This is a genomic window from Embleya sp. NPDC005971, from assembly GCF_040629175.1.
In the GTDB taxonomy this organism is placed as follows: Bacteria; Actinomycetota; Actinomycetes; order Streptomycetales; family Streptomycetaceae; genus Embleya.
This window is the reverse complement of sequence record NZ_JBEXUX010000033.1, coordinates 46,441-71,519: the sequence shown is the minus strand read 5'-3', so window position 1 is coordinate 71,519 and position 25,079 is coordinate 46,441. Positions and strand designations below refer to the sequence as shown.

Annotated in this window: 20 protein-coding genes and 2 pseudogenes; 13 read left to right on the top strand and 9 right to left on the bottom strand. The window is 70.0% G+C overall.

The genetic code is table 11. From position 1 onward, the window contains the following. The first annotated feature begins 345 nt into the window (after positions 1–345). Positions 346–687 carry a hypothetical protein gene (locus tag ABZ374_RS26895; RefSeq protein ID WP_360315388.1) on the top strand — a complete coding sequence of 114 codons (342 nt, stop codon included), beginning with the start codon at positions 346–348 and terminating at the stop codon, positions 685–687. Positions 688–779: 92 nt separating this feature from the next. Here the strand turns inward: ABZ374_RS26895 and ABZ374_RS26890 are convergent, their stop codons facing one another. Continuing rightward, positions 780–1,535 (bottom strand): nucleotidyltransferase domain-containing protein, encoded by a 756-nt coding sequence (locus tag ABZ374_RS26890; RefSeq protein ID WP_360315454.1) that lies wholly within the window; start codon positions 1,533–1,535, stop codon positions 780–782. Positions 1,536–2,100: 565 nt separating this feature from the next. On the opposite strand from ABZ374_RS26890, the gene ABZ374_RS26885 reads away from it, so the two are divergent. The 3 genes from ABZ374_RS26885 to ABZ374_RS26875 all read left to right on the top strand — a co-directional run bounded on the left by ABZ374_RS26885 (position 2,101) and on the right by ABZ374_RS26875 (position 4,734). Beyond that, on the top strand, positions 2,101–2,457 hold the full coding sequence (locus ABZ374_RS26885; protein WP_360315386.1) for a metalloregulator ArsR/SmtB family transcription factor: 357 nt from the start codon (positions 2,101–2,103) through the stop codon (positions 2,455–2,457). A 428-nt stretch (positions 2,458–2,885) separates the two neighbouring features. After that, on the top strand, positions 2,886–3,242 hold the full coding sequence (locus tag ABZ374_RS26880) for a metalloregulator ArsR/SmtB family transcription factor (RefSeq protein ID WP_360315384.1): 357 nt from the start codon (positions 2,886–2,888) through the stop codon (positions 3,240–3,242). A 112-nt stretch (positions 3,243–3,354) separates the two neighbouring features. After that, positions 3,355–4,734, top strand: a complete 1,380-nt coding sequence (locus tag ABZ374_RS26875) for an MFS transporter (RefSeq protein ID WP_360315382.1) — start codon at positions 3,355–3,357, stop codon at positions 4,732–4,734. Between the two features lie 376 nt (positions 4,735–5,110). On the opposite strand, the gene ABZ374_RS26870 is transcribed toward ABZ374_RS26875, so the two are convergent. Then, complete coding sequence (locus ABZ374_RS26870) at positions 5,111–5,653, bottom strand: hypothetical protein (protein ID WP_360315380.1); 543 nt, start codon at positions 5,651–5,653, stop codon at positions 5,111–5,113. A 799-nt stretch (positions 5,654–6,452) separates the two neighbouring features. Here ABZ374_RS26870 and ABZ374_RS26865 point away from each other — a divergent pair. From ABZ374_RS26865 to ABZ374_RS26855, 3 genes and pseudogenes are all read left to right on the top strand, one after another. Further along, positions 6,453–6,627, top strand: a pseudogene (locus tag ABZ374_RS26865) (transposase); the annotation flags it as partial. 331 nt (positions 6,628–6,958) lie between these two features. Next, positions 6,959–7,084: a hypothetical protein gene (locus tag ABZ374_RS26860; protein WP_360315378.1), complete on the top strand. Its 126-nt coding sequence runs from the start codon at positions 6,959–6,961 to the stop codon at positions 7,082–7,084. After that, positions 7,081–8,244, top strand: coding sequence for a methyltransferase domain-containing protein (locus ABZ374_RS26855; RefSeq protein ID WP_360315376.1), 1,164 nt, complete (start codon positions 7,081–7,083; stop codon positions 8,242–8,244). Before ABZ374_RS26860 ends, ABZ374_RS26855 begins: the two co-directional genes overlap by 4 nt. A 319-nt stretch (positions 8,245–8,563) precedes the next feature. Here ABZ374_RS26855 and ABZ374_RS26850 read toward each other — a convergent pair whose 3' ends face one another. Continuing rightward, complete coding sequence (locus tag ABZ374_RS26850; RefSeq protein WP_360315374.1) at positions 8,564–9,214, bottom strand: hypothetical protein; 651 nt, start codon at positions 9,212–9,214, stop codon at positions 8,564–8,566. A 627-nt stretch (positions 9,215–9,841) separates the two neighbouring features. On the opposite strand from ABZ374_RS26850, the pseudogene ABZ374_RS26845 reads away from it, so the two are divergent. The 4 genes and pseudogenes from ABZ374_RS26845 (at position 9,842) to ABZ374_RS26830 (ending at position 14,685) form a co-directional block, all read left to right on the top strand. Next, positions 9,842–12,892: pseudogene (locus ABZ374_RS26845) on the top strand (Tn3 family transposase). 94 nt (positions 12,893–12,986) lie between these two features. Next, positions 12,987–13,751: a hypothetical protein gene (locus tag ABZ374_RS26840; RefSeq protein ID WP_360315372.1), complete on the top strand. Its 765-nt coding sequence runs from the start codon at positions 12,987–12,989 to the stop codon at positions 13,749–13,751. A 163-nt stretch (positions 13,752–13,914) separates the two neighbouring features. Beyond that, positions 13,915–14,418 (top strand): hypothetical protein, encoded by a 504-nt coding sequence (locus ABZ374_RS26835; protein WP_360315370.1) that lies wholly within the window; start codon positions 13,915–13,917, stop codon positions 14,416–14,418. A gap of 69 nt (positions 14,419–14,487) precedes the next feature. Further along, entirely contained in the window at positions 14,488–14,685 is a 198-nt protein-coding gene (locus ABZ374_RS26830; RefSeq protein WP_360315368.1) for a hypothetical protein, read from the top strand. Here ABZ374_RS26830 and ABZ374_RS26825 read toward each other — a convergent pair. The 6 genes from ABZ374_RS26825 to ABZ374_RS26800 all read right to left on the bottom strand — a co-directional run bounded on the left by ABZ374_RS26825 (position 14,638) and on the right by ABZ374_RS26800 (position 21,067). After that, positions 14,638–15,144, bottom strand: coding sequence for an SUKH-4 family immunity protein (locus ABZ374_RS26825; RefSeq protein ID WP_360315366.1), 507 nt, complete (start codon positions 15,142–15,144; stop codon positions 14,638–14,640). The two genes, ABZ374_RS26830 and ABZ374_RS26825, sit on opposite strands and share 48 nt — an antisense overlap. Before the next feature lie 142 nt (positions 15,145–15,286). After that, complete coding sequence (locus ABZ374_RS26820) at positions 15,287–16,261, bottom strand: tyrosine-type recombinase/integrase (protein WP_360315364.1); 975 nt, start codon at positions 16,259–16,261, stop codon at positions 15,287–15,289. A 782-nt stretch (positions 16,262–17,043) separates the two neighbouring features. After that, positions 17,044–17,688: an RDD family protein gene (locus tag ABZ374_RS26815; RefSeq protein WP_360315362.1), complete on the bottom strand. Its 645-nt coding sequence runs from the start codon at positions 17,686–17,688 to the stop codon at positions 17,044–17,046. A 1,013-nt stretch (positions 17,689–18,701) separates the two neighbouring features. Then, the gene (locus ABZ374_RS26810; RefSeq protein WP_360315360.1) at positions 18,702–19,490 is read right to left on the bottom strand and encodes an aminotransferase class IV family protein; all 789 of its coding nucleotides are present in this window, start codon (positions 19,488–19,490) and stop codon (positions 18,702–18,704) included. Between the two features lie 119 nt (positions 19,491–19,609). Further along, positions 19,610–20,152 (bottom strand): heme-binding protein, encoded by a 543-nt coding sequence (locus tag ABZ374_RS26805; protein WP_360315358.1) that lies wholly within the window; start codon positions 20,150–20,152, stop codon positions 19,610–19,612. 684 nt (positions 20,153–20,836) lie between these two features. Further along, positions 20,837–21,067, bottom strand: a complete 231-nt coding sequence (locus ABZ374_RS26800; protein ID WP_360315356.1) for a hypothetical protein — start codon at positions 21,065–21,067, stop codon at positions 20,837–20,839. Positions 21,068–21,883: 816 nt separating this feature from the next. On the opposite strand from ABZ374_RS26800, the gene ABZ374_RS26795 reads away from it, so the two are divergent. Together ABZ374_RS26795 and ABZ374_RS26790 are read left to right on the top strand one after the other, a co-directional pair. Continuing rightward, the gene (locus ABZ374_RS26795; RefSeq protein ID WP_360315354.1) at positions 21,884–22,372 is read left to right on the top strand and encodes an SHOCT domain-containing protein; all 489 of its coding nucleotides are present in this window, start codon (positions 21,884–21,886) and stop codon (positions 22,370–22,372) included. A gap of 460 nt (positions 22,373–22,832) precedes the next feature. Then, positions 22,833–24,725, top strand: coding sequence for a serine/threonine-protein kinase (locus ABZ374_RS26790; RefSeq protein ID WP_360315352.1), 1,893 nt, complete (start codon positions 22,833–22,835; stop codon positions 24,723–24,725). Positions 24,726–25,079: the final 354 nt, after the last annotated feature.

The following is a 25,079-nucleotide window of genomic DNA, read 5'->3' as shown; positions in this document are numbered from 1 at the left end:
GATCGCGTCCGCGCCGAGCAGGCATGGCTTCGGCAGGCCGCCGATCAGGAGCGCCGTGCCCGTGAGCGGGCCGGGGAGCGGCCGCCGCGTGGTGGGACCGGCTGTCCCCGGAGCGCCGCGAGGAGTTGTTCGCCACGCCGGGACTTTGGAGCCGATCGTCAAGGGCGCCGATCATGCGGAGGAACGGATGCGGTCCGTCCTGGCCAATTGGATCCAGCCCGTCGTCCACGGGAGTGAGATCCTCCGGATCCCCTCGACCGAGCAACCGGGCCGCGCTACTGGACGATCGCCGTCCCCCGCACGGTCCTGACACAGCACGCTTACGTGGGCGCCCAAGGCAACGACATGAGCTTCCGCTTCCCCATCCGCCGTGACGGGGACGCGGACCTCGCTCGGCGGTGCGGGATTCACCGGGGTCTCGGCGATGCCGACCTTCAACGGTTGTTTGACCTGCAGGGCGGCTCCGGGTCGTGCCGACGGTTCGAGCGGGCGCTGAAGTGGGCCACGCGGAGACAGGACGATGCCGGGAGTGGGTTGCTGCATGCCGCGCCCGATGATGCGTGGACGGCGCTGCTCGACGTCGTCGCGAACGTGGTGGCGTATGCCGTGGGTGTAGCGGCGTACCTACGTAGCCGGCCATGCACCGCCGCGGAAGCGTTCCGGCGCGGCGACGTCGCTGTCGGGTAGGGGTGCCGCCGCACGTGGTGCACTTGGTTGCGTGGACGACCAAGGGGAAGCCTGATGGGCCGAGTTGCTTCACCTGTTGCGGAGGTGTCGATTCAGAGTTCGGCCAGGCGTACCTTCACCAGCAGGTCGTGGAGGGCATCGTGGCCCTGGGGTCGATCCGCGAGTGTGGATGCCTGGTGTGCGTCGTCCAGTGCTGCTTGCAGTCGTTCGATGTCCGCCCGGATCGTGTCCGGCGCCACCAGTTCGTGCACGGCCCCGTGCTCCGCCGCGCGTTTCGCGGCCGTCAGGTCGTCGAGGTATGCCGGCGCGATGGTCGGGTGCAGGTCGGCGAGTTGGCGCAGGTCGGCGATCACCAGACCCGTCCTCATCAGGTGGATCCCGGTCAACAGCACGCGGAACGTGTAGAGCAGCGGCTTGAGTTCGCCGTTGCGGTCGAACAGCCGTGACTGGGTGCGGGCGAACCCGGCGTAGTGGTGCGCGTGGTGTCGGGTCACAAGTCCCGGGGCGAGGGCGACCAACTCGGCGTGCGCCGGGGTGGTGTGGACGATCAGTGGGGAGAGCAACTGTTCCAGGACGTAGCCGTTGCGGCGCAGGAGCAGCCGGACGAACTTGCCCACGTCGTGGGTGACGAGGTCGTACTCGACGCCGTCGGCCTGCCACGTGCGTGCGCGCGTGTGTTCGCCCTCGTGCAGCCCGACCAACTCGGCCAGGGGCAACACGTGTATGCCGCGCAGGTCGACGTCCGAGTCCTCGGAGGGGAACCCGTACAGGTGCGCGCCGGACACGGTCGCGAACACGAGGGGGTCCGGCTGGTGGGCGACGGCCGCCTTGAGGCGGTCCGGTTCCATGTCCAATGCCACGACGGACCCTTCGAGACGGTGATGTGTGAACCGTCATCCTAGGGAACGCGGCGGGGCCGAGTTCGCCGAGATCCGAAGGAGGAAGGCGGTGGCCGTCGGGTCATCGCTCTGTGACGAGGGCCTGCCGAGCCATCGAGTCCCCTCTTTCATCTCGGTACGACGCATGGTTACCGATCACCCGAACCGCCCGCAGAGCGTCGCCATGCCACAGCCCTCCGGATGCAGGGCGACCCAGGACGAGGATCGGCGAATTCGCGGCTTCCATGGACGGGTTCGTCGCAGCCCGAGCGCGCGGCGCCACCACCGTGCTCTGCGAACGCTGCGGGCGTTCGCTTTCTCATCGCGGGGGTAACGCGCGTACGGAGAAGAGGAGTTTGCCTTGACTGCCGGACGTCGTACCTGTGCTCGTCACTGGGTTCCCCGAAGTCGCCCGGGTCGATGGGGCCGACGCGCCACAGGCCGCAGGTGCAGTACAGGTAGGACCCGGCCGGGTCGCGGTGATCGCGATCGACGTCGTGCCGGTGTCGATTCCGCAGCGCGGTGTATCCGTCGTGTGGGTCAGCCGCCTGGGCCGGCGCTGCCGATGGGGCCGACGTTGCAGGCGTTGGCCACCCCGTCGCGGCTGCTGATTCTCGCCCGCCTGCGCGAGGGGCCGCTGCCGGCGACCGAGTTGGCGGGCGAGGTCGGTATGGAACAGTCCGCCTGTTCCCACCAACTGCGCCTGCTGCGCAACCTCGACCTGGTGGTCGGCACCCGCAAGGGCCGCTCGGTGGTCTACTCCCTGTACGACAACCACGTCTGCGAACTGCTCGACCAGGCGCTCTACCACGTCGAACACCTCCGGCTCGGCCTGAGCGACGCCCCCGAGCCCGAGGAAGAGGAGCCGGTGGCCGCCGCCCCGAGCACCTGACCGCCCCCGGCACGACATGCGACGCTCCCCTTGCGGAAGGGAGGGAGGCGCGGGGGCACGTGGACCTTCTGGACGCTCGTCCCCGGATCGCGGCGACCCGCGCGCGCCCGGGGCCGGCCCACGGCCCGACCGACCGGGGCATCGGCGTACGCACCATTGCCTACGCAGTGCTCGCGTGCGGCCCGGCGCCTGATGGCCCGGCACAACCCGGTCATCGCCTCGGTGCTCCTTCCACGCCGGCGACCCGGAACCCGGCGCGAGACCTGCCGTGGCCCCTCGACGTCCCGGGCACGAGGGGTCCACCGTCGTCGGCCTCGAACGTCCACGACCGCTGCGCGAAGTCGCCCGGGACCGGGCGCGAACCGGACCTATCCCCACGGCCGGCCGCCGGCACCGGGAGCGGCGACGATTCGCCCTACGATGTGCACATGAGCGTGGACGAACGTCTCGCAGATGCAACCTCTGCGCAGAAGCCGGACGAAGGCGAGAGGCTGGACGTCGCCGCGTCCATCCTGGCCCTGCTCGCGGATCGCACCCGCCTGGCGCTTTTGTACCGACTCGGTCGGGGCGAGGCGGACGTCACCACCCTGATCGAGGCATGCGAGGCGCCCCGCCCCTCGGTCAGCCAACACCTCGCCAAGCTGCGCCTGGCCGGTTTGGTCACCACCCGCAGGGACGGTCGCCGCGTGGTGTACTCCCTGCGCCACGGCCACCTGCGACGTCTGGTGGACGAGGCCCTGAACGTCGCGGACCACGAGATCCGGACCCTTCCGCCCCACGACTGACCCGGCCGCCTCACTGAAAAGACCCGCTGCGCCGTCGTCAACATGTGCACACGTATGCACGTGATGACTATGATGGTTTCGTCCTTCGACACCGCCGACCGGGACGGGGCCGATGCTGGTCGTACTGCGCAACCGCACCTACCGCCACCTGTTCACCGCGCAGGTCGTCGCCCTGCTGGGCACCGGCTTGGCCACGGTCGCGTTGAGTCTGCTCGCGTACGACATCGCCGGGGACGACGCGTCGGCGGTGCTGGGCACCGCGTTGGCGATCAAGATGGTCGCCTATGTCGCCATCGCGCCGGTGGTCGGCGCGGTCGCCGACCGGATCCCGCGCCGCGTGTTGTTGGTGGTGACGGATCTCGTCCGTGCCGGCGTCGCGCTCGCGCTGCCGTTCGTCACCCAGGTCTGGCAGATCCACCTCCTGATCTTCCTGCTCCAAGCAGCGTCGGCGGCCTTCACCCCGGTGTTCCAGGCCACCATCCCCGAGGTGCTGCCCGCCGAACGCGATTACACGAACGCCCTGTCGATGTCCCGGCTCGCCTACGACCTGGAAAGCCTGTTCAGCCCGGCCCTGGCCGCCGGGTTGTTGGCCCTGCTCTCCTACAACTGGCTCTTCGTCGGGACCACCGTCGGATTCGTCTCGTCGGCCGCGTTGGTGGTGTCGGCCGTGCTGCCCAAGCCCGTTCCCGTCGAGCGCACCGGCGGCATCCACGCCAGGGCCGCGTTCGGCATCCGCCTGTTCCGGGCCACCCCTCGGCTGCGAGCCCTGCTCGCCCTGGACCTGGCGGTCGCGGCCGCCGGAGCGATCGTGTTCGTCGACACGGTGGTGATGACACGCGGGCACTTCCACCGCTCCGCCGGAGCCGTGTCCGTGGCTCTGGGGGCCTACGGTGCCGGGTCCATGGTTGCGGCCCTGCTTCTGCCCCGCCTCCTTCGTCGCTTCACCGACCGTGCGGTGATGCTGTCGGCGGCGCTCGCCCTGCCGGTGGTCCTGGTCGCGGTCGGGGTGATCACCGCCTGCGCACCCGACACCCGGTCGTGGATCCTGATCCTCCTGGCCTGGGCGGCCGTCGGCGCGGCGTGTTCGGCGGTCCTCACACCGGGCGGACGGGTGATACGGCGCTCCGCCGGCGACGCGGACCTGCCCGCCGCGTTCGCCGCCCAGTTCTCCCTCTCGCACGGCTGCTGGCTGCTCACGTATCCCCTCGCCGGTTGGCTCGCGGCCGGCAAGGGGCTGTCGACCACCTCGGTCGTCCTGGGAGTCATCGCCCTGTCCGCCACCACCGCCGCTGCGGCGAGTTGGCCCTCCCGGGACCCGGAACGGCTCGGCCACGTCCACCCCGATCTGCCTGCTGGGCACCCGCACCTGTCCGACGCCGTCCGGTCCGACGCCGGCTGGCGACACAGGCACCACTACGTCATCGATCGGCACCACCACCGTTGGCCCACCGGCGCCTCGGTTGCGGGCCGGAGGGTGGGCTCCGCCCGCTGAACGGCCCGGAGCCGATGGTTTCAGCGCGCCTCCAGTAGCTCGCGCAATGTCCGGTTCCGGTCGAGGTCGTCCGTGTCCACGGGGTCACCGTGACACCCGTGGCGGACGGGAGCGGCCCGCTTTCTCGAACCGTACGAACTCGTCACCCCCGCACCAGGCACCGCAAACCTCGATGGCGCGCCTCGCCGCCACCACCGCCCGAACCGCCCGACGGCGACGACCACTTGGGGCGCGCGTTGCGGGACGTCGGGGTTCAGGCGGTGACGGACGCAGCAGTTCCCCGGCGCTCGGCATGCCCTGGGGCGACGCCCGTGCCGCGCGGTGGGCCGTGTTGCGCGGTGCGGTCGTGCGGCGGGCCCGGGCGGGCCCGGGCGGGTCAGAAGGTGAAGTCGGGCGAGGTCCACCCCTGGTCGCCGGTACAAGCAATGTCGAGTGAGTAGCCGTCGATGGTGGCGGACATCCTGAGTGACCAGTTCGTGGCGGTGGGCGTGCCGGTGGTGGTCTTCAACCGTACGGAGGTGCCCGGCGGGATCCTGGTGACCGTACGCAGCGGTCCGAACGTCTGGGGGACGCCTGGTGGGTTGAACGTGCCGGTGAAGTCCCACACGGTTCCATTCCCGGCCCCGGTCTGCACGGTGCGCACGGTCGTGGTGAAGATGTTCGGGGGGAACGACGCGGGGGAGGTGGGGACGGCGACCTTCATTCGCTGCGGGTATGGGGCGCCGGCGGGGTCCGACGTGACCAGTGTTGCACTGGTGCCCCACCAGCCGGACGTGCCGGAGGGGAGATCGAGACAGTTCATGGAGATGCTGCGGGCTTCCGGCGGCAGCGCCTGGGCGGTTCCGGACAGGGCCACAACGGCGGCGAACGCCCCCGCGACACCGGCCGTCGCCCCGGCGGTGAACGTGCGACGAGACATGAATCGATCCTTTCGAATATTCGTTGCCGAAAACGGATCCGCGCACGCTCACCCTCACCGCGCGCGGATTCCAGAAGTCGTGCCGTAATACACGCGATGCCCGAAAGGGGCACGCGCAGCGGTACGTACGAACGGTCGAAACACCGACACCAGGCCCCTGCTTCGGCCCGCGCGAATCGGTCGACCCCCACCGAATCGCCGTGCCAGTGACCGGAGTTCACGGAGACTCCATTCACCCACCGGACGTCGACAGCGACGAGTAAAACCGCGACGATAAACGAAGTCAATACAAAAGGGGGCAGCAGATCCATCGGCCGCGGACCAGGCCCGCGAACACCCGCTATTCCACCGACCAGCGCGCAACGAAGTTGATCGTGGTGACACGTGACAATACGTTCGCCATTGTCGAACCGCCATACGGAATAGCCGTCGACCAGGACAATCGGGGCGCGATGTGTCGGTCGCGTCCGACGCATAGCCCGCATGTTGATCGGACTCGATGACGTCGACTGGGCTTCGATGGAGCAGGCGTACGGCTCCGCTGCGGAGGTTCCCGTGCTCCTACGGGCCCTGCGATCGGCCGACGCAGAAGACCGCGAGAGGGCGTTCGCCAGGTTCCACAGCGTGGTCCACCGGTAGAACGGCGTCTACGAACCGACCGCCGCGAGCAGGCTGTTCCTGTTCGAGTCGGCCTGCGACGCCGCCAGACCCGACCGGGCCGCCGTCGCCGAAAGGCAGCGCCGCTGCGCCGACACCCTCGTGGCCCGCACCGTCGGCCCCACGTTACGGGAGCGGTCCGATCATTGTGGGCCTGCCGGTCGACGTGCTCGGCCGGATGTGCTCGGACCGACCGCGTCATGCGCCGGCCGACACCTTCGCGCGTCTACGACCCGAAGGGAGGCCGACTGCCCGAACACGGCGGCAAGTTCGTCTTCGGGCAGCCCGAGACCTGGGGCGAGCCGCAGGCCACGACACACGCCCGCTCCTGCGCCGAACTTTCGCTGCTCGCCCGATGATCCTGTGGCGCGCGGCCGATGTGCACGCGCCTTCGGGGGTGCGGGCACGGGGCGACGGCTCGGCTCGGTGGGGGAGTTCGGGCAGATCAGCGATCCAGAGGGCCCCACTGCGTGGGCCGAATGCGGATCGACGTTGTGGTGGCGCCGTCGTGGATGTGGACGTGGGCGGGTCCGGGCGCGGGGCGAGGACATGCGTTGCTTCGGCGACGTCGGGTGTTCGTCGGTTCCCCTCGGATGTTTCTGCGTCATCATGAGACTCCGGAGCGTGACGATTCCGAGGAGGTGTGCGGTGGGCGAGCACAACAAGCCGGACCAGCCGTTGGACAAGGGTGACCCGCCTCCAGGGAACGGGGATGGTCGTGTTCCCAAGCCCGAGGATCCGAAGGGCAAGCACAAGAAGGACCGGCGGGAGTGAGCGCCGGCCCCGACGACATCGGTGTCCATCGCCGCCGTGCGCTCGCGGCGATGGACATCGGCAAGGCGTGGCCGGAGGATTCCCTGTGGCTGCGGGAAGCCGTCCGGGCCCTGCCTCGCGACGAGTTCGCACCCGAGGCCCTGTGGACCTGGGACGGCCACGCCTGGCAACGCGTGCTCCGCGCGGGCGACTCGCGGGTCTGGGCCCGGCTCGTCCACGCCGGCTCCGACGACGCGACGATCACCGAGATCACCGGCGGTGTCCCGTCCTCGTCCCTGTCCTGCACCTCGATCGTCGTCGACATGCTCGACTCCCTCGACCTCCAACCCGGCCACCGGGTTCTGGAGTTGGGCACCGGCACCGGCTGGAACGCAGCCCTGATCGCCTACCGCGTCGGCCCCACCGGTCACGTCACCAGCGTCGAGACAGACCCGACCCTGGCCACCACCGCAGCCGCGACCCTGACCCGCGCCGCAGCGCGCGTCGACGTCCGGGCCGGCGACGGCACCCTCGGCTGGGTTCCGGCAGCCCCCTACGACCGGCTGATCGCCACCTACGCGGTCGACCGCGTCCCCCGCGCCTGGATCGAACAGACCCGCCCCGGTGGCGACATCGTCTTCCCGTGGACCCGCCTGGGCTACTTCGCCCTCACCACCGGCAAAGACGGCCGCTCGGCCACCGGAAGGCTCCACGGCCTCGCTCAATTCATGAACGCCCGAGGCACCGCCACCACCCCCACTCACCGCGAGGTTCGCGCCGACCGTGATCCCGACCACGAACGCCCCTTCACCCGCGACCTGCGGCCCTTGCACGACGACGCCCACCTGATGTGGGCACTACGCCTGCGGCTGCCCGACGTGCTGTTCGACACCTCCGCCGACACGCACGGCGTCCACGCACGCCTTCACGACGGCGCCGGGTCCTGGGCGACGATCTCCACGCCGCCGACCGGGCGCGCAATCACCTTCCAGGGCGGACCGCGTCGCCTCGTCGACGAAGTCGAGACTGCCTGGGACGCGTGGACCGAGGCCGGCGCGATCGGCCTGTACGACCATGGCATGACCGTCACGGCCGACGATGAGCAGTTCGTCTGGGCGGGCGACCCCGACTCCGGCCCCCGATGGGCCCTTCCCGCTCCCGCGCCGATCACGATCGGGTGAGCCCGACACCCCTCGCGGCGCGGCCCGACGCCGTCGGGAACGCGCTCGGGGCCGGCAACGGCGTGACCCCGGCCGCCGGTCCGGGTGGTCACGGAGGCGACGGGGTGGTCGGCCACGCTCCGGGTTCCCGCAGAGGGTGGCGCAGGCGGTTGCGCAAGTCATGCGCGGCGAACCCAACCCGTCGACCCGTCCCCGTCACAAGGAGGCGGCTTGGTGCCCCGGCCCGGCAGCGGTCGTGACCGGAAGCGTGGCAAGGGCGCCGCGTCATCGGCAAGCGGGGTTTCCTTTGCGTGGGGGCGTTGTGCGCTGTCCTGGAGAGTCAGGTGTTCGGGGCTTTGGAGAGGACGAGGCGGATCCAGAAGCAGGTCCAGTCTTCTTCGACCGACCGTGGGGAGGGGGTGTGGATCTCTGCTTCGGGCATGTACCGTCCGCGAGCCCCTTCGTGCCATCCGCAGGTCACCTTGTACGTGCCGGGTTCGGCCGAGAGCACGGTCGGCGGCCACGGGCCGATGTCGGTCTCGTGGGCGGCTGCCGCCGCCCAGACGACCACGATGTGGTCGCCGCGGATGTGGAGGTCGCCCGCGGCCGGCTCCTGCGTCGCGGCTGCGGTGGCTGCGCGCCGGCGGGGCGCCTGGGTCCTGCCCAGGGGGATCCATGAGCGTACGAGGAGGAAACCGTCGTCGGCGGTTGCGATCTCGGCTGTTCCCTCGCCCTCCAAGTCCCATATGAGACCGGTGTGTTCATGGTGGTCGCCGAAACGGATGACGGCGGCGTCCGCGTCGTCGGCCGCGGACAGGGCTCGGGCGTAGTCGCAGGTGGGGTCGAGTTCGTAGTCGGGTCGGTGGACCGCGCCGCTCCAGTACGGGAAGGCGTCGGCGTCGCAGATCAGGAGCGGCCCGCCGAGGGTGCTTGCGGTGGACGGCGACCACGAGTAAGTGCGTTGTGGGGTGGATGCGTCTTTGCTTGTCATGCGGTCGTTGCCGATCGATGAAGGGGCGGTGGGGCCGGCCGGGGGCATGGTGTCTTGGTGATGCCGGAGAGTACTGGGCGGGACTGTCAGTGGCTGGGCGTGTTGCCGCCATCGGTTGTGTGGATCCTCCCGGTGAGGTCCGAGCCTGCGTGGGTGGGGCCATGGTGTGCGCGGCAATATGGCGCAACGAATCGTCGTGGCCTTCGCGCATGATCGTCCACCGGCGCGCCGCCGAGCACCTACGTACCCGCCGCGGCCCGCACCCGCGGCGGCGACCTGCGCGGCGCGATCTGCCACAGGGACCACAGCCTTCGAACGCGAGACGCTTCATCAAGGCGCCAAACACCGGCCCCACCGGCCCGACTCGATACCGTCCGCTGGGCCAACCGCTTCAACACCCGACGCCGCCACTCCCGCAGCGGCCAACTCGGCCCACCACCTACGGAGCCGAGCTTTGGACGATCTCACCTACACGCGCAAACGCCGCATGAGACGTGTCCGGGGATCGAGGAACATCGGAACGAAAACCGGCGGTAAGGGCTTCGTGTGCCTGAGAGCGCGTTGACCTGGGCTTCTTCGAGGGCGGAGCCTTCGGCAGTCGTGTTGGTCGACTGTGTGGAGGTCCGGGTGCCGGTCGAGTTTCTGACGGATGAGCAGGCTGCCGCGTATGCGGCGTTTCGCGGGGTGCCGTCGCGTACGGAGTTGGAGCGGTTCTTCTTCCTGGACGACGCGGACCGGGAGTTGATCGAGGGCAAGCGGCGGGCTCACAACCGGCTGGGCTTTGCGGCTCAGTTGACGACGGCGCGGTATCTCGGGGTCTTCCTGGACGACCCGGCGGACATACCGGCGGAGGTCGTGGACTACCTGGCCGAGCAGCTCGGTATCGGTGACACGTCGGTGTTGAAGGCGTACGGCGAGCGGGAGAACACCCGGCTGGAGCACGTACGCGAGCTGCGCAAGGTCTTGGAGTACAAGGAGTTCGCGCAGGCGGAGGTTGACCTGCGGGCGTGGGTGGATGCCCGGGCGTGGACGACGGGCGAGGGGCCGAAGGCGCTGTTCGACGCGTCGGTGGGGTGGTTGCGGGAGCGGCGGGTGTTGCTGCCCGGGGTGACGACGCTGGCGCGGCTGGTGGCTTCGGTGCGGGAGGCGGCGAACCAGCGGCTGTGGGAGACCTTGCACGGGCTGCTGACGACGGGTCAGCGCGGGGCGCTGGACGCGCTGTTGACCGTGCCGCCGGGTGCGCGGGTCTCCGAGCTGGACCGGCTGCGGCGCGGTCCGGTGCGGATCTCGGGCCCGCAAATGAAGGAGGCACTGGAGCGGGTCGCGGAGGTCGCCGCGTTGGGCATGGGCGAGGTCGACGTGTCGGCGATACCGCCGCGGCGGCTGGCGGAGCTGTCCCGGTACGGGGTGGACGGCAAGGCGTCGCTGCTCAAACGGCATGGTGACGAGCGGCGGCTGGCGACGCTGTTGGCGACCGCGGCCTACCTGACGGAGCGGGCGGTGGACGACGCGCTGGACCTGCTGGACGTGCTGGTCGCCACGAAGCTGCTGGCCCGGGTGGAGCGGGAGAGCACCAAGCAGAAGCTGAAGACGCTGCCGCGGGTGGAGCGGGCGTCGGCGAAGCTGGCGACCGCGTTCCAGGTCGTCTTCGACACCACCGCCGAGCAGGTCGACACCGAGACCGGCGAGATCACCCCGCCCGAGATCGACACGCTGGCGGGGATGTGGGAGCGGATCGAGGCGGTGGTCCCGCGCCACGAACTGGCCGCGGCGATCGCCGCGCTGTTCGAGTTGACGCCGCCGCTGGACTCCGACACGGACGCCGCCTGGCGGCAACTGCTGGTCACCCGCTTCGGCACCGTGCGGCCGTTCCTGAAACTGCTGGTGAAGGTCGTCGACTTCGGCGCAACCCCGGAGGGCCTGCCGGTCCTGGCGGCGCTGAAGACGCTGCCGGACCTGATGGGCCGCAAGAAGGTCGGCCCCGCCGAGATCGACACAACGCTGTTGGCCGGGTCGTGGTGGCGCCTGGTGCTGAGCGCGCCGGGTCTGGAGCCGGGGACGGTGGACTGGAAGGCGTACGTGTTCTGCGTGCTGGAGCAGTTCCACCGAATGCTGCGCCGGCGGGAGGTGTTCGCGAAGAGTTCCTCCAAGTGGGGCGACCTGCGGGCCAAGCTGCTGGCCGGCGACGCGTGGGAGCTCACCAAGCCCACCGTCCTGGCATCTCTGAACCTGCCCACCGACCCGGACGCTCATCTGGCGGCGCGTGCCGCGCTGCTGGACGGCACCTACCGCGAGGTCGCCTCCCGGCTGCCGGACAACGCGCAGATCACCTTCGACGACGCGGGGAGGCTGCACTTCGCCGCGCTGGAACCGGAGCCCGAACCCGCCTCGCTGCTGGACCTGCGGGCGGCGGTGAACGCGATGCTGCCGCGTGTCGACCTGCCCGAGGTGCTGCTGGAGGTGTTCTCCTGGACCGGTGCGGACGCCGCGTTCACCTCGGTCACCGGTGGCGAGGCTGAAGGACCTGCACGTGACGATCGCCGCGCTGCTGGTCGCGCACGGCTGCAACGTCGGCTACACCCCCGTCATCGGCGGCGTCGACGCGTTGAAGTACAGCACGCTGTCCCACGTCGACCAGACGTACCTGCGGCTGGCGACCTACCGGGCGGCGAACGCCACGCTCATCGAGCACCAGGCGTCGATCTCGCTCGCGCAGACGTGGGGCGGCGGGCTGGTCGCCTCGGTCGACGGGATGCGGTTCGTAGTGCCGGTGCCGAGCGTGTACGCGCGGCCCAACCCGAAGTACTTCGGGCGCCGCGGCGGCGCGACCTGGTGCAACCTGCTCAACGACCAGGCCGCCGGGCTGGGCGGGAAGTGGTGGCCGGCACCCCGCGCGACTCGCTGTACGTACTGGACGTGCTGTACGACCGCGACGGCGGGAAGCGCCCGGAGATGATCGTCACCGATACCGCGTCGTACAGCGACATCGTCTTCGGTTTGCTGACCTTGGCGGGGTTCGCGTACGCGCCGCAACTGGCCGACCTGCCCGACCAGAAGATGTGGCGCATCGACAAGACCGCCGACTACGGCGCGTTCGAGGACGCCGCGCGCGGCCGGGTCGACCTCGCGCGGATCGAACGGCACTGGGAGGACATCCTGCGGATCATCGGATCCATCCACACCGGCGCCGTGCGCGCGTACGACGTCATCCGCATGCTGTCGCGCGACGGCCGACCGACCCCGCTGGGGGATGCCATCGCGCACTACGGGCGGATCGCGAAGACCCTGCACATCCTGCGGCTGGCCGACGAGCCCGGCTACCGCCGCCAGATCAAGGTCCAGGCCAACCTGCAGGAGGGCCGCCACGCGCTCGCCCGCAAGATCTTCCACGGCAGGAACGGACAGCTCTACCAGCGCTACCAGGACGGCATGGAAGACCAGATCGGCGCCCTCGGCCTCGTCCTGAACGCCCTGGTCCTGTTCAACACCCGCTACATGGACGCCGCCGTCACGCAGCTGCGCGCGGACGGCTTCGACGTCCGCGACGAAGACGTGGCCCGGCTCTCCCCGTTCGTCCGCCACCACGTCAACATGCTCGGCCGCTACTCCTTCAAGCTCCCGGAACTGCCCGGCGGCCTGCGGCCGCTACGCGACCCGGCCGCGCCGGCCGAGGAGTGACCCCGAGGCCGACCGCCTAGCTGCCAACGGGGCCGTCGGAGGGGCCCGGTAGCCTCCGCTCGAACTTTGATCGGCAAGGGGTGGGGAGGACGTCATGGGAGCGAAGACCGGACTGCTGGCGTACGCCGCGGGAAGTGTGGCCGACGCGCTGCGGGACCGGCCCGCCGGAACGGGCGGCGGTGAATCGGCCGAGGCGCTGGTTCGCCGGCTGCACCCGGGCTGGCAGGTCGAGCCCGAAGCTGATGACCGTGCCAACCTCGGCGATTCGGTGTACCCGCCCGAGGACGTCGCCTACGCCGCGTGCTTCCCGGGCGTGGACATCTGCACCCAGGCCGTGATGGTCGACTACCCGTCGCGGCTCCCGAAGCGATACCTGAACGCGGCCGACGGGCGCACGGTCGTCCTCCACGCGATGCACAGCGTGGTCGACTGGCTGGCCTTCGCCATCTGGCGCGACGGCGTCCTCGTCCGCTCCCTCAGCGTGTCACCGGAACACGGCGTGATGGAGGACATCGGCGAACGCCTCCCCTTCGAAGCCCCGTACTGGGCCGGCGAACATCCCGTCGAGTCCGCGTGGGAAGACGACGAAGACGAGGACCCCTATCCGCTGCCGTTCCACCCGCTCGAACTCGGCGAGGACGCGCTGCGCGCACTGTTCGGCTTCATCGTCGAAGGCCGCCGCATGCCCGACGACATCGACGCTGACGACGTCCCGGTTCACAGGTTCCGCCTGACCGACCCGGACGGGCCGACCCCGGAACAGCGCAAGGCCGTGCGCGAGGCCCTCGTCGCCCGGATGAAGCCACCGCGCATCTTCCACATGCAAGGCGGACGCCTCGTCGAGACGGACATGCCGTGAACCCCCGCCGCGCAACCGATCCCACCGAGTCCCACCCGCGGTGCCGGGACTTGGCCATCAGCACCAGGAGATTCCCCCTGGGGGCACCCAACATCTTGCCTGACACAGCTTGCCCGCGCGGCTCCGTACAGTCCTGTGGCGGGGCGTACTCCTGGGAGAAGCAATGAACGGATGGGCCGCGGAGATGGCGCAGCTCGCTGCCGAGTTCACGCGTGATTTCGAGGCGACGCAAGGGTTCGAGCCCGGCGACAACTACGTCAGCTTGGCCGACGACCGAGCGCGCCGGGCTGCCGTGCAGGCTGGCGGCTTCTTGCCCGCGCCGTTGTCGGACTTCTACGGCGTCGTGGGCGAGGTCAGCCTCCCCGATGTCCACTACGGGTTCTTCGTCGCCTCCGTCGAGTCCCTGGTCCAGGGTGCCGGCGAGGTGCACCCCACCAAGGTCGTCGGGGCCATCGAAGGCGACATCGTCGTCTTCGGTACGAACGGCGGCGGCGACCTGATCGCGATGGCGACCGACGGACGGGTCTACATCATGGGCGGCGGTTCGCTCCTGGGCCGCGTCTACGACGTGGAAGAAGACGGCATCAAGGCTGCTTTCCGTGACCTCGCGGAGTTCCTGGCGTTTCTGAAGGGTCACATGCGCGATGCCCGTGCCGACCTCCAATGATGCGAGTTCCCCCGGCTCTCCGATCTGCCCGGCAACGAACCCGTCGGTGGGATTTGCTGGCTTTCACGTATGCCGATCACTGCACAACTCCCCGGCTCGGTACGGCTGCCGAGCGGTGATGCCGTGGTCAACGGCAACCTGCGGGTGCACGTCCTCCACGGGACGTCTACCGTCGCCGCGATCCTTCTGCGTCTGCGCACGACGCGCAACGCACTACGGCTACTCGGGGGCGAGCACGCCGAACTCAACTTCCTCGAACACCCGTGACCACCAGGAATCCTCGTCCACGAAGACTGCGGGATCCACTCGCTGAGCCTGGTCGATCACGGCTTGCGCCCAGTCCTCGTACCCGTCGTCCATGTCGCCCTTGCCCGAGTACACGAACGCAGCCCAGATCCGCAGCATCGCCGCCAAGCGCTCCACCGACGTGTTGACCAGTCCGTACTGCTGATCCGTGGCGCCGTCTTCGTACCCTCTGGCCATCCACACCTCGCCGCCGTCGGTCAGCAGCCAGTACGAATTCACACCATCCTCGAAGTCACCAAGGAACACTGCCCGGCCGGGAGGCAGCTCACGGACAGCCAGGTCCCGGCCCCGATGGCGCACGAACATCCTATTGCAATCGGCTGGCAGCCCCTTCTCGGCAAGGAAGCGAGCTGTTCCGCCGTCCACGCCACCTGCAGCGAGACGGTCCTCGTCGTACGGCAGCCAGATCACTTCAGCCATGCCGGCGCAGCCCCCTTCATGTTCCGCTCTACGAGTCGGGCTGATCCTCTCAAAGCCGCCTAACGACCCATTGGGCAGTGTCTGGCGACAAGCCGGGAGGCAAATTCCCAAGAGCGGCTTGATTTTCCGCTCAGCGACGCCGTCAGCGCCGGGTATCGCCGGGAGCCAGGTGCGCGGTCAGCGCGGCGATGTCCTCGCCGGTGGGGTGAAAGTACATACGCAGGCTGTCGGCCTTGCGGTGCCGTGACTTGGCCATTAGCAGCAACAGGTTCACGCCCGGGGTGCGTCCGAGGTGGGTGAGGGCGCTGTGCCGGAACTCGTGCAGGTCCCACCCGGTGCCCGGCCCGGCCAGGGCCGTGTGGTGGTCCAGCAGCGCGCGGGCCTGGCCGTAGGACAGCCGGGCCATCCCGGTGTCCGGGCACACGTCGCGCTCTCCTACGACCTTGCCCGGCGCAGGCCTGCGGCGGGTGGTGAACACCGGCCCGCGGGTGCGGCCCTTGAGCAGGCGCGGCAGCAACCGCGCCGTGCCGGCGTCCCAGTACACCCACTCGCGCACCGCATCCTCGCGGGCGGCCGAACCGCGACGGCGCGTCGCCGCACCCTTCGCCCTGACCGGCGCGCGGCGCCGCACGAAGTCCAGTTCCTCCACGTTCAGGCCCAGAAGCTCCTCGCTCCTGGCCGCTGTCTCGTAGAGCATCCGGTAGAGCGTCTTCTCGCGTACGTCCACCTCGCGCCGCGCGATCAGCCGGTCGACCGACGTCTTGGAGCGCACCGGTGTGGTCGAGTCCGGCGGCGTAAGGCGCTTGGCCCACGCGGGCACCTCCGGCGCGGCGTACCCGCGCTCGCGGCACCACGAAAGCCAGGACAGCACGGCCGCGCGCCGCGCGTTCCAGGTGTTGACCGCCGCGCCGCCCCACTCACGTTCGAGGGCCTGGCCGACCTCATCGTCGGCGACGGCCGCGAGCGGCCGGGTCTCGCCGACGTGTTCGGCGATCTTGCCGACCGCGGTGGCGTACGCGCGGGCGGTGTTCGGGTTCGGCTGCGCGTCGAGGAACGCATCGCCCGACGCCCGCACCGAGAGCCCGCCGGCAACCGGCAGTTGGACGACCTCTGCCACCCCGAACCCCCTTCGCGAACGTTGCCGCAGATAACGGGGTCGCTTCGCGTCGGCCCCGGGGATCATCGCCGCAGCTCGCGCTCGCGGTTGGCACAGATAATAGGGGATTATCCGTGCCTCAATCTCCGAACTCACCAGCCACGCACGGCCCGCCAGCCGCCCACCAGGCCCTGTGAAGGCTTACCGCCGGTTTTCGTTCCGATGTTCCTCGACCCCCTGTCCTTACTCGGGGGGAAGGCCCAACCGCCGCTGGCGCGGCGATTGGTATCCCATGGACGAGCCTTCCGAAAGTGTGAAGGCTCCGGCCGCATTCGTTGGCTGCCTGTCGAGACGAGTCTTCGACGCAGGACGGACGAGACGAAGCGCTGGATGCCATGGCTCGGATCGCCGAATCGGTCGACCTGGCCCACAGCTTGGAGATCTTGCGGTTGGTCGCATGGCCGCATCGCAAGCATCGGGACTACAACCTTCGTTGGGTTCCGGAAGCCATGGCCGACTCGATCAATCTCGTTCCGGCTCGACCGCAAGAAAGCCGACGCGAGAGCACCCCAGGTCGGCACCTCCAGACACCCGCGTGTCCACGTCTCCGTCGTGTTGGCGACCACGTGGGGCGCCGCTGCGTCGCCCGCGACTGGGGCGTTGCCGCGGGCTGCACGGTGTGGGCCTCCCGGCTCGTGGCCCGGTGTGGTGCCGGCCCTGCGACGCGGGTCTCAACCCCGGTGGGTCGCGGCCCGGTGCGCGGTCGGCGCGCGCTGTTCGCGGCGCGCCGACGCAGCCGTCGTTCAGTTCTTGATCACGACGGTCGAGCAGATCTTGTCGGCGAACGTCTGCTTCTTCTCGTCCCACGCCGGCCACAGCCAGCCGAGGTAGCACGGAAGTGTGTCGAGCATGTGTGCGAAGTAGCGCCCGAAGGACAGCCAGAAGCCGGTCGGCTGTCCGTCCCGGATGCGGACCACCCGAATGTCCACGACGCTTTTGCCGATCGTCTGTCCGGTCTTGCCCTGGCGGTAGCACTGCCAGAGGGCGAACAGCAGGACCAGTGCGGCGCCGGCCACGATGAGGGATATCGGTGCCGAACCGCCCTCGTACTCGGTGGTGATCGTGCCGTCGAAGTCTTCGTACTCCGTGGTCTTGTTTCCCACCCACAGAACGCCGCCGTACATGGGCGCCATGACCAGGGTGAAGATCACGCCGTCGATCAGGTATCCGCCGGCACGCCGGCCCCAGCTCGCGCAGTAGTCTCCGAGGTCCTGCGGGACGCCGTAGCCGAAGTTGTAGCTGCTGTAGTCGTAACCCCGGCCCGCCAGGTGAGTCTGGGACATGGGTGGGCCGGCCTGGTCGTAGCCGGCGGCCGGATTGCCGGGTGCCGGCGCTTGGCTGGGCGCCGTCTCGGAGGCAGGCGGGTCGTAGGGGGATGCCGGAGACAAGTGGGACTCCCTGGAAGGGTTGCGTGCCGCGCACGCGAATGAGACGGATCCAGGCGAATCGACGCGCGGTGCCCGGGATCGGGCGGCGACGTCTTCCCCACCCGCCCGGGATCCCGTTGACGGCGGCAACTTACCCCGAGCGGTTGGCGATTGACAGAGGTTATTCGAGCGGGAGCGCGCTCCGGCCGGGAGACGGAACTCCCGAGGGGAACAACCGGTTCGAAGCACCACGGAAGCAACGGAGCACCGACACCACCGAGGTCACGCCGACCACGAGCCCGGCACGAACCACGATTTCGACGTCGAACCACGCTGCCGCGCCGCCCTGATCGGAGTGCGGGGGCGGAGTGGTCCTCGGCGTACGGTGCGTACCGGGATACCGGCACCCTGATGCCGCACCGTCGCGCGGCCGGACGGGTCGATCTTGTGCCCTGGAACAAGGAGCACAACCGCGACGGTCGCCGCCGCCTTTCGCCGGCGTGCGGAGGACGCCATCCCGGCGTCTGCCGCGGCCGTCGCGCCAACAAGGACGGACGGTGGAGCACACGAGGACACGGCGCGGGCAGCGGAAGGACAGGCGGGGCAAGTGGGACGGATGGAAGGGATGCCAGGGTGGTCGACGCCATGCGTCGACGAGTCCGGAAGGATCGGATCGGGTTCTGCGTTCTGAACGTCCGTACCCGTCGCACGTTTTCGGCAACCAGCCAGGTAGAGCGTCCGCCCGCGCTGCCGCTCGGGCGATTGCACGGGCCGTATGTGTCACACGGGTTGCCGCTGCGGCGCTTCCAAAGGATGATCCCGGAGCAGACGGCGATGTCCGTTCCGGGGACGAAGCCTTCGACCGTGTCGTTGCACCCCCGGCACCCGCGGCGTGTCGCAGCACGACTCCCGTGCGGATCGACGCTGTTCATGTCGTTGCCGAAGCGTTCACCAGGCCGTGTCCGGTGGATAGTCGGTGCGGTGCCTGTGCGTTGGCGGGCCGTTGGTCCGTTGACGCGCGGGTCTGTGGATGGTCAGATCCGGTCCCACACGATCGACGCGTAGAGTTGGCCGAGCGTTGCCGTCAGTGCGGTGTCGACCGGGATCGGTACGTCGTCGATCAGTCGGACCGGGGCGATGCCGCGCGAGTTCGTCACGAACGCCGCCCGGAAGGAGCCGACGTCGGACAGGTGGACCGGGCCGCGTCGGGAGGGCGACGGCCCGGTGGCGAGGGCCCGTTCCAGCAGTTGCATGGTGATGCCCTCGAGGACCGGCGCGTCGGGCCACAGCAGCGAAGTGCCGTCGTGGAACACGATATTGGTGATCGCGCCCTCCGCGACGACCCGGTCCGGCCCGGTCAGGAGCGCCTCGTCGAAGCCCTCGCGGGTGGCCTGCCGGCGAAAGTGCGCCTGCCCGAAGTCCCCCACCCGCTTGATGTGCGGCACGGCACGCAGATACGGGACGGACCGCAACGCCTGTGGCGTGGGCGGCATGTCGCCCGGTGGCCGCACGGTCACCAGGACCGCGGTCGCCCCCGCCTCGTCCGCGGCGAGCACGTGGACCCGCACCGAGGCGTCGGAAACGTCGTCGGCCAGCGCGTGCCGGATGTGACGCCGAATCAGGTCGCCGTCCAGGGCGCTGCCGAACAACTCCCGGTTGGCCGCGTCGAGCCGACGCAGATGATCGGCGAGGCCACGCACCCGACCGCCGCGCACTTGCATCGCGGTGAAGTGCCCGTATCCGCCCACGGCGACGGCGTGCAGCCGTTCCACCGTGGTGGGTCGGCCGTCGATCTCGACCCGTGACACCGTCGAAGCGCTCATGGCCCCGACAATAGCCGCCCCGCCCGCTGGACTTCCGGCCGCCGGCCGGGCCGGATCGCGCTTCGCGGCCGGGCCCGGGACGTTGTTCGACGCCCCGGCGAGCCCGGTCGCAAACGCCGTCAGTGGCTGATCGCGTCGATGCCGGCCTGGGCGAACTGCTCGTCGAGCAGACCGCTGGGCGCGCCCGCGACGCCGATGCCGGCGATGGGGGTGTTGCGGTACACGATCGGCAGCCCGCCGGCCAGGAACAGGGTGCCGGGGATGTCGGCCAGTGTCGGGTTCTGCTCCAGCCGTCCGACCAGGACCGAGGTGGGCGCGTTGAACGACGCGGCGGTGTAGGCCTTCCGCCGCGCCGACTCGTAGGTGTGTGGTCCGGAGCCGTCGCCGCGCAGCTGCACGATGGCATTGCCGTCACGGTCGACGACCGCGACGCTCACGTGCTCCCCGGCGGCCTCCGCCGCGGCCAGGGCGGCGAGCGCGGCCGTGGTCGCGGCTTCCTCGGTCAGGTGATCGGTGGTGACGACGTAGTCGTCGTTCACACCACACGCCGACCCCTGGCAGCCCGTGGCGGTCGCGGGCGCGGCACCGGCCACACCGAACGCCAGGACGGCCGCGCCGACACCGGCGACCAGACGCGTACGCAGCGACAGGGAACTTCTCACGATCACTCCCGGAATCGGCCGCCCGGGAATCCGGGACGTTGTGCCGCCGACCATTCGAACAGGCGATTCGCCCCATGGTGCGCAACCCCGCCGCACGCTGCTCCGAACGGACCACAGCGTCGACACGCGCGGGAGACGCGCCCCATGCGGCCTGCCGCCAGTGGTGCTTTGTCGGGTGGTGGTGGTCGGTCTTCGTGGTCGTTGGTGTCGGGACAGTGCTCGGCGGCGGGTGGGGCGGGTCCGGTCCGACAGCGAGGGCAGGTTCGTCAACCAGTGGCCGGTCGGCGCCTCGGCGTCGGTCGACCAATCGGTAAGCAGAGTGAACCGCCGAGCGCCCGCTACCGCAATGCGCAACGCCCCCGTCGCCCACACCCGCACCGCCGTCGTCGCGCTCCCGCGCCGACGAACACGCCTTCAGGACGTCGAGGCCCACAAGCCGGGCAGCACTTCGCCCCGCCGGGTGACACCCGGCAGGGCGAAGTAAAGAACCCGCGTTCGCCAACTTCATTCCGTATGCGGGGCCGAGCCTCCGGCGGAGGAGGACAACGAGCCTCCTCCGAAAGCCGCCTCCCGCGAGTGCGGGTGCGGTCCGGGGCCGGCTCTACCCAAACCGTGACCACCCACGTACGAGTACCGACATCACCACGTTCAACTCGTCGTGGGTGCGGTTCGCCATGCGGTTCCCTACACGAAGTACGGGTCCGGCGGCACAGCGAACATCGGCGGGTTGTGCGCCGCCGCCGTGCCGCCCGACACGACATACGGGTCCGGCGGCACGGCGAACATCGGCGGGTTGTGCGTCGTCGTGCGGGCCGTCGAGTTGTTGTTGCTTCCGGCCGCGTGTGCTGCCGGGACTCCGAGCACGGTGAGGGCCAGGACGCCTGACAGGGCGGCGGTGATCGCGCGTATTCGCATGACTCTCCCAGAGATAGGTCCGCGAGCGTCCAGACTTGCCGGGTCGCTCGGGGCGCGGTTGCGTGAGGGGCAGGCGAAATGCTCTCCGGCGCTGGTGCACACGGTCCCTCGCCGCTCGTCACCAAAGTTCCGGCACACGCCTTGCATCGTTCTTGCGTGGCCCGTGCGTTGCGCGCCCCCCGCCCCGCGCAGCCTCGGGCGGACCCGGCGGTGCGAAGTGGTTGCGGATTCCGCCGGGCGCCCATTCGTCGGTGACGGCGGAAGTCCGGGCCGGCGGGAGGTTCCCGGCCTCCGGCGGGCCGGCCGAGGTGCTAGTCGGTCGCAAGTCCACCGCAAGGGGGCGGAGGAGAGTTGGCGTCGGGGGTTCGTCCACCGGAACGGGGCCGGCCGAAGCCCGGAACGACGCAGGCGACGTCCGGCTCTTCCGCGGACAGGGCATGACCGTCGCGGCCACCGAGGCCGTCTCACTGCGGGAATTCCTCGTGGAAGGAGGACGGCGTCTGCCGCAGTGCCTCTTCGCCAGGGCGGCGCGGTTGATCGACCCACCGTGGGACAGCGCGGTCGGCGCAGACCTGCGCTATCTCAAGGGGGAGGGACCGCGCAGCGCGAGGGTCCGTCTCGTGAACGGCTACGTGGCCAGGTCCATCACGCCGCGGAGAGGTACGCGAAGCCGGCGTACGCATTCCCCGGCGTCGCCAATTCGATGGCGCCGTCGAAGAATCTCTTCTCTCCAGGTGTCGTCCCCCGTGTTCTGTGGACGGGACGCCGGCGTCCTTCGCCGGCTCGCAAGTTACGCTTTCAAGGGGGTCCGGGATCATGAAATCCTTTCTACGCGCCGGTATCGGTGGCCTTTTTCTCCTCATCTCGTTGGCAGTCGCCGGGTACAGTTTGTATCAACTGACACGCATCGGTAGTTGTTCGTCGGGTGGTGGGGTTTACGTGTCGAAGCGTGAATGCCCTGCGGAAAGCACTCGATGGGCGTTCGCGCTGCCGATATCTTCAATCACGGGAATGCTGAGCGCCTTTCTGCTCGCGTCCGGCCTCCGGGGCGGCGCTTTCGATCCGTTCGCGCCGGACGACGGGATCGCCGGACGTCGCCCCGCCCGCCCCTACACCGTGCCGGCCGGGCGCACTGCGGGCATGTTCCGCCTCCTGCGGCCCCACCGGGCCTCTGCGGGCGAGCCTCCGGCACCGACCGGCGATCCACTCGTGCGACTCGAACGGCTGCAGGCGCTGCTGATCTCGGGTGCCCTGACGCCTGCGGAATTCGAGCGGGGCAAGGCAAGGATCCTGGGCAGGCGTTGACGGGCTCCGCCTCCCACGGCGGACCGTGGCGCCGGTACCGGCCATCGCCGGTTCGGCCCTGTCACCGTACGCCGAAAGACGGACGTCGCAATGTTGACTGCGCCCGGAATATGCCCTGCCCGATCATTTCCGGATCGTGACCGGAACGCAGCATAAGTGCCAGGGCGGGAATGCAACCACAAGCGCCGATCAGGGCATGCCCACCGAGCCGAACCGTCCGGAATTCCGGACGTTCCGGAGCGGATGCAAGTGAGCCGCAAGACCGAGAGCGAAGCATGTGCACGGAGAGCAGCTCACGTACATCCGACAGAAGGAGGACGAAAGAAATGCTGAATCCGGCGGTCGTCGGTGCCCACCGCGGCGGCGTGCTCCAGGGGGCGCCCGTTCACGGCCCGCGCGTGTGCGGCTCCCACGTGTCCGAGGGGCTCCTTGGCGGCCTCGCCGCGGCCGGACGTGTCGCATGAGCGGGCCGCAGGTCTTCCCCGCGGCCGACGGACCCGGCGCGGACCCGTGGATGATTCCCGGGTACACGCCGTCGAGGGAGCTGGGTTCGGGCGCGAGTGGCCGGGTGATGCTCGCCCGACATGACGGGACCGGGTCGCCGGTGGCGATCAAGTTCCTCTCGGAACGGCTGCGTGGCGACGGCACGTTCCTCGCCGGGTTCCGCGCCGAGGCCAAGCTGCTGGGCACCCTTCGGTCCCCCCATGTGGTCGAGTTCTACGAGTACGTGGAGACGTCCTTCGGTGCGGCGATCGTCATGGAGCTGGTGGACGGTATTCCGCTCCGCGCGCTGCTCAAGCAGGAGGGCGCCACCGAGCCCGAGGCGGCACTCGCCGTGCTCAAGGGATCGCTGCTCGGCCTTGCCGCCGCCCATGCGGTGGGGGTGGTGCACCGCGACTACAAGCCCGACAACGTCCTGATCGCCGCCGACGGGACGTCCAAGCTGGTCGACTTCGGCATCGCGGTGCCCAGTGGGGAAGCCGGGGAATCGGCCGGTACCCCCATGTACATGGCGCCCGAGCAGTGGACCGGCCGGCCGGCGAGTCCCGCGACGGATGTGTACGCGGCGACCGCCACGTTCTTCGAGTGCCTCACCGGCGCCAAGCCGTACGCCGGCGACACCGTCAAGGAACTGGCGATGCAGCACATGGGGGCGCCCGTCCCGGACGCACTCGCCCCCGAGCGGGTGCGCCCGTTGATCCGCAGCGGTCTCGCCAAGACGCCCGGGAAACGTCCGGCAACCGCTGCGGACTTCGTAGCCGAACTCGAAGCCGTGGCGACAGCCGCCTACGGCGAGGACTGGGAGGAACGGGGGCAGCGCAAACTCGCCGCACTGGCGGCCCTGCTACCCCTGCTGTTCCCCTGGGCGAACCCCGGCGGCGCCTCGGGCATCACCGCGCTGGCCACCACCGACCTCGGCCCCGGCTCAAGCGTCACCCCCGGCCCCGGGCGCGGCCTGGAACGGGGCAAACGCAGTCGTCCGCCGCTGAGCCGCAAAGGAAAGGCTTTGGCCGGGGCGGCCGCCGGCACGCTGCTGCTCGGTGGGTTCGCAATGACCGCGGTGGCCGTGGGCAGCGATCACCCGGTGAACCAACCGGTGGCGATGTCCGGCCCCTCGACGTCCGGTTCCCCGTCCGGTTCCCCATCCGGCAGTGCTTCCGCGAGCACAGCCGCGAGCGACGAGCCGTCGGCGACCGGAGCACCCGGTGTGTCCGCTTCGGCTCAGGAGGCGACTGACGAGCCGTCAGCCCAGGGCGAGGCGCCGCCGGGCACGGACGGCCCCGCGGGCCCGAACGACCTCCCCGGTGGTTCGTCGAGTGGCGGGGGAAGCGGCGACTCGTCCGGTTCCGGCTCCACCGGGGGAGGCACCTCGGGCGGGCCGTCGGGCGGATCGGGCGGACCGTCGGGCGGATCGTCCGGCGGGGGCACCAGCACCTCGGGGGGAACGAGCGGCGGCAGTACCTCGGGCGGGGGAACCACCGTGCCGCCCACGACCCCGGCGCCGGGACTCCATGTCGTCTCCGTGAAGATCGACGCGAGCGGTCCGCTGGGCTCCGGGTGCGTCCTGGTGGCTTCCGTGACCGTACTGACCGACGGGGCCGCCGACGGAACGCTCAACCTGACCTGGTTCACCGGTTCCTCCGCCAGGGCGGTCGGCACGGTGGTCGCCACCGACGCGGTCGCCCTTCCCAAGGGGCGCACACAGGTCCCCGGCAGGTACACCCACAGGTTCATCACCCCGGAACGCTCGCCCTACCTCGGTGTCAAGGTCTCGACCAGCCCCGCCGCCGATTCCGGCAACGGTGCCTTCGTGACCGTCTCGGCGCCCTCCGGCTGCAACCCGCCCCGCTGAGAGTCCGGGGATCCACGCCGTACGAAGGAGAGGGTGCCGGATGACGACACCTCAGGAAACGCCTCAGGACAGCCCCGAGGAAAGCACCGTGCGACTTCCCCACACGAACGAGGTCGGCACCGTACGACTGACGCCCGCTGCCCTCGCTGCCCCACCCCACGCTCCGGTATCGGTCTCACCGGGGGCAACGGTGCGCCTTCCGCACGTGGACGAGGTCGGCACTGTACGACTGACGCCCGCTGCCCTGGCCGCCACGTCCCACGCTCCGGTATCGGTCTCACCGGGGGCAACGGTGCGCCTTCCGCACGTGGACGAGGTCGGCACTGTACGACTGACGCCCGCTGCCCTGGCCGC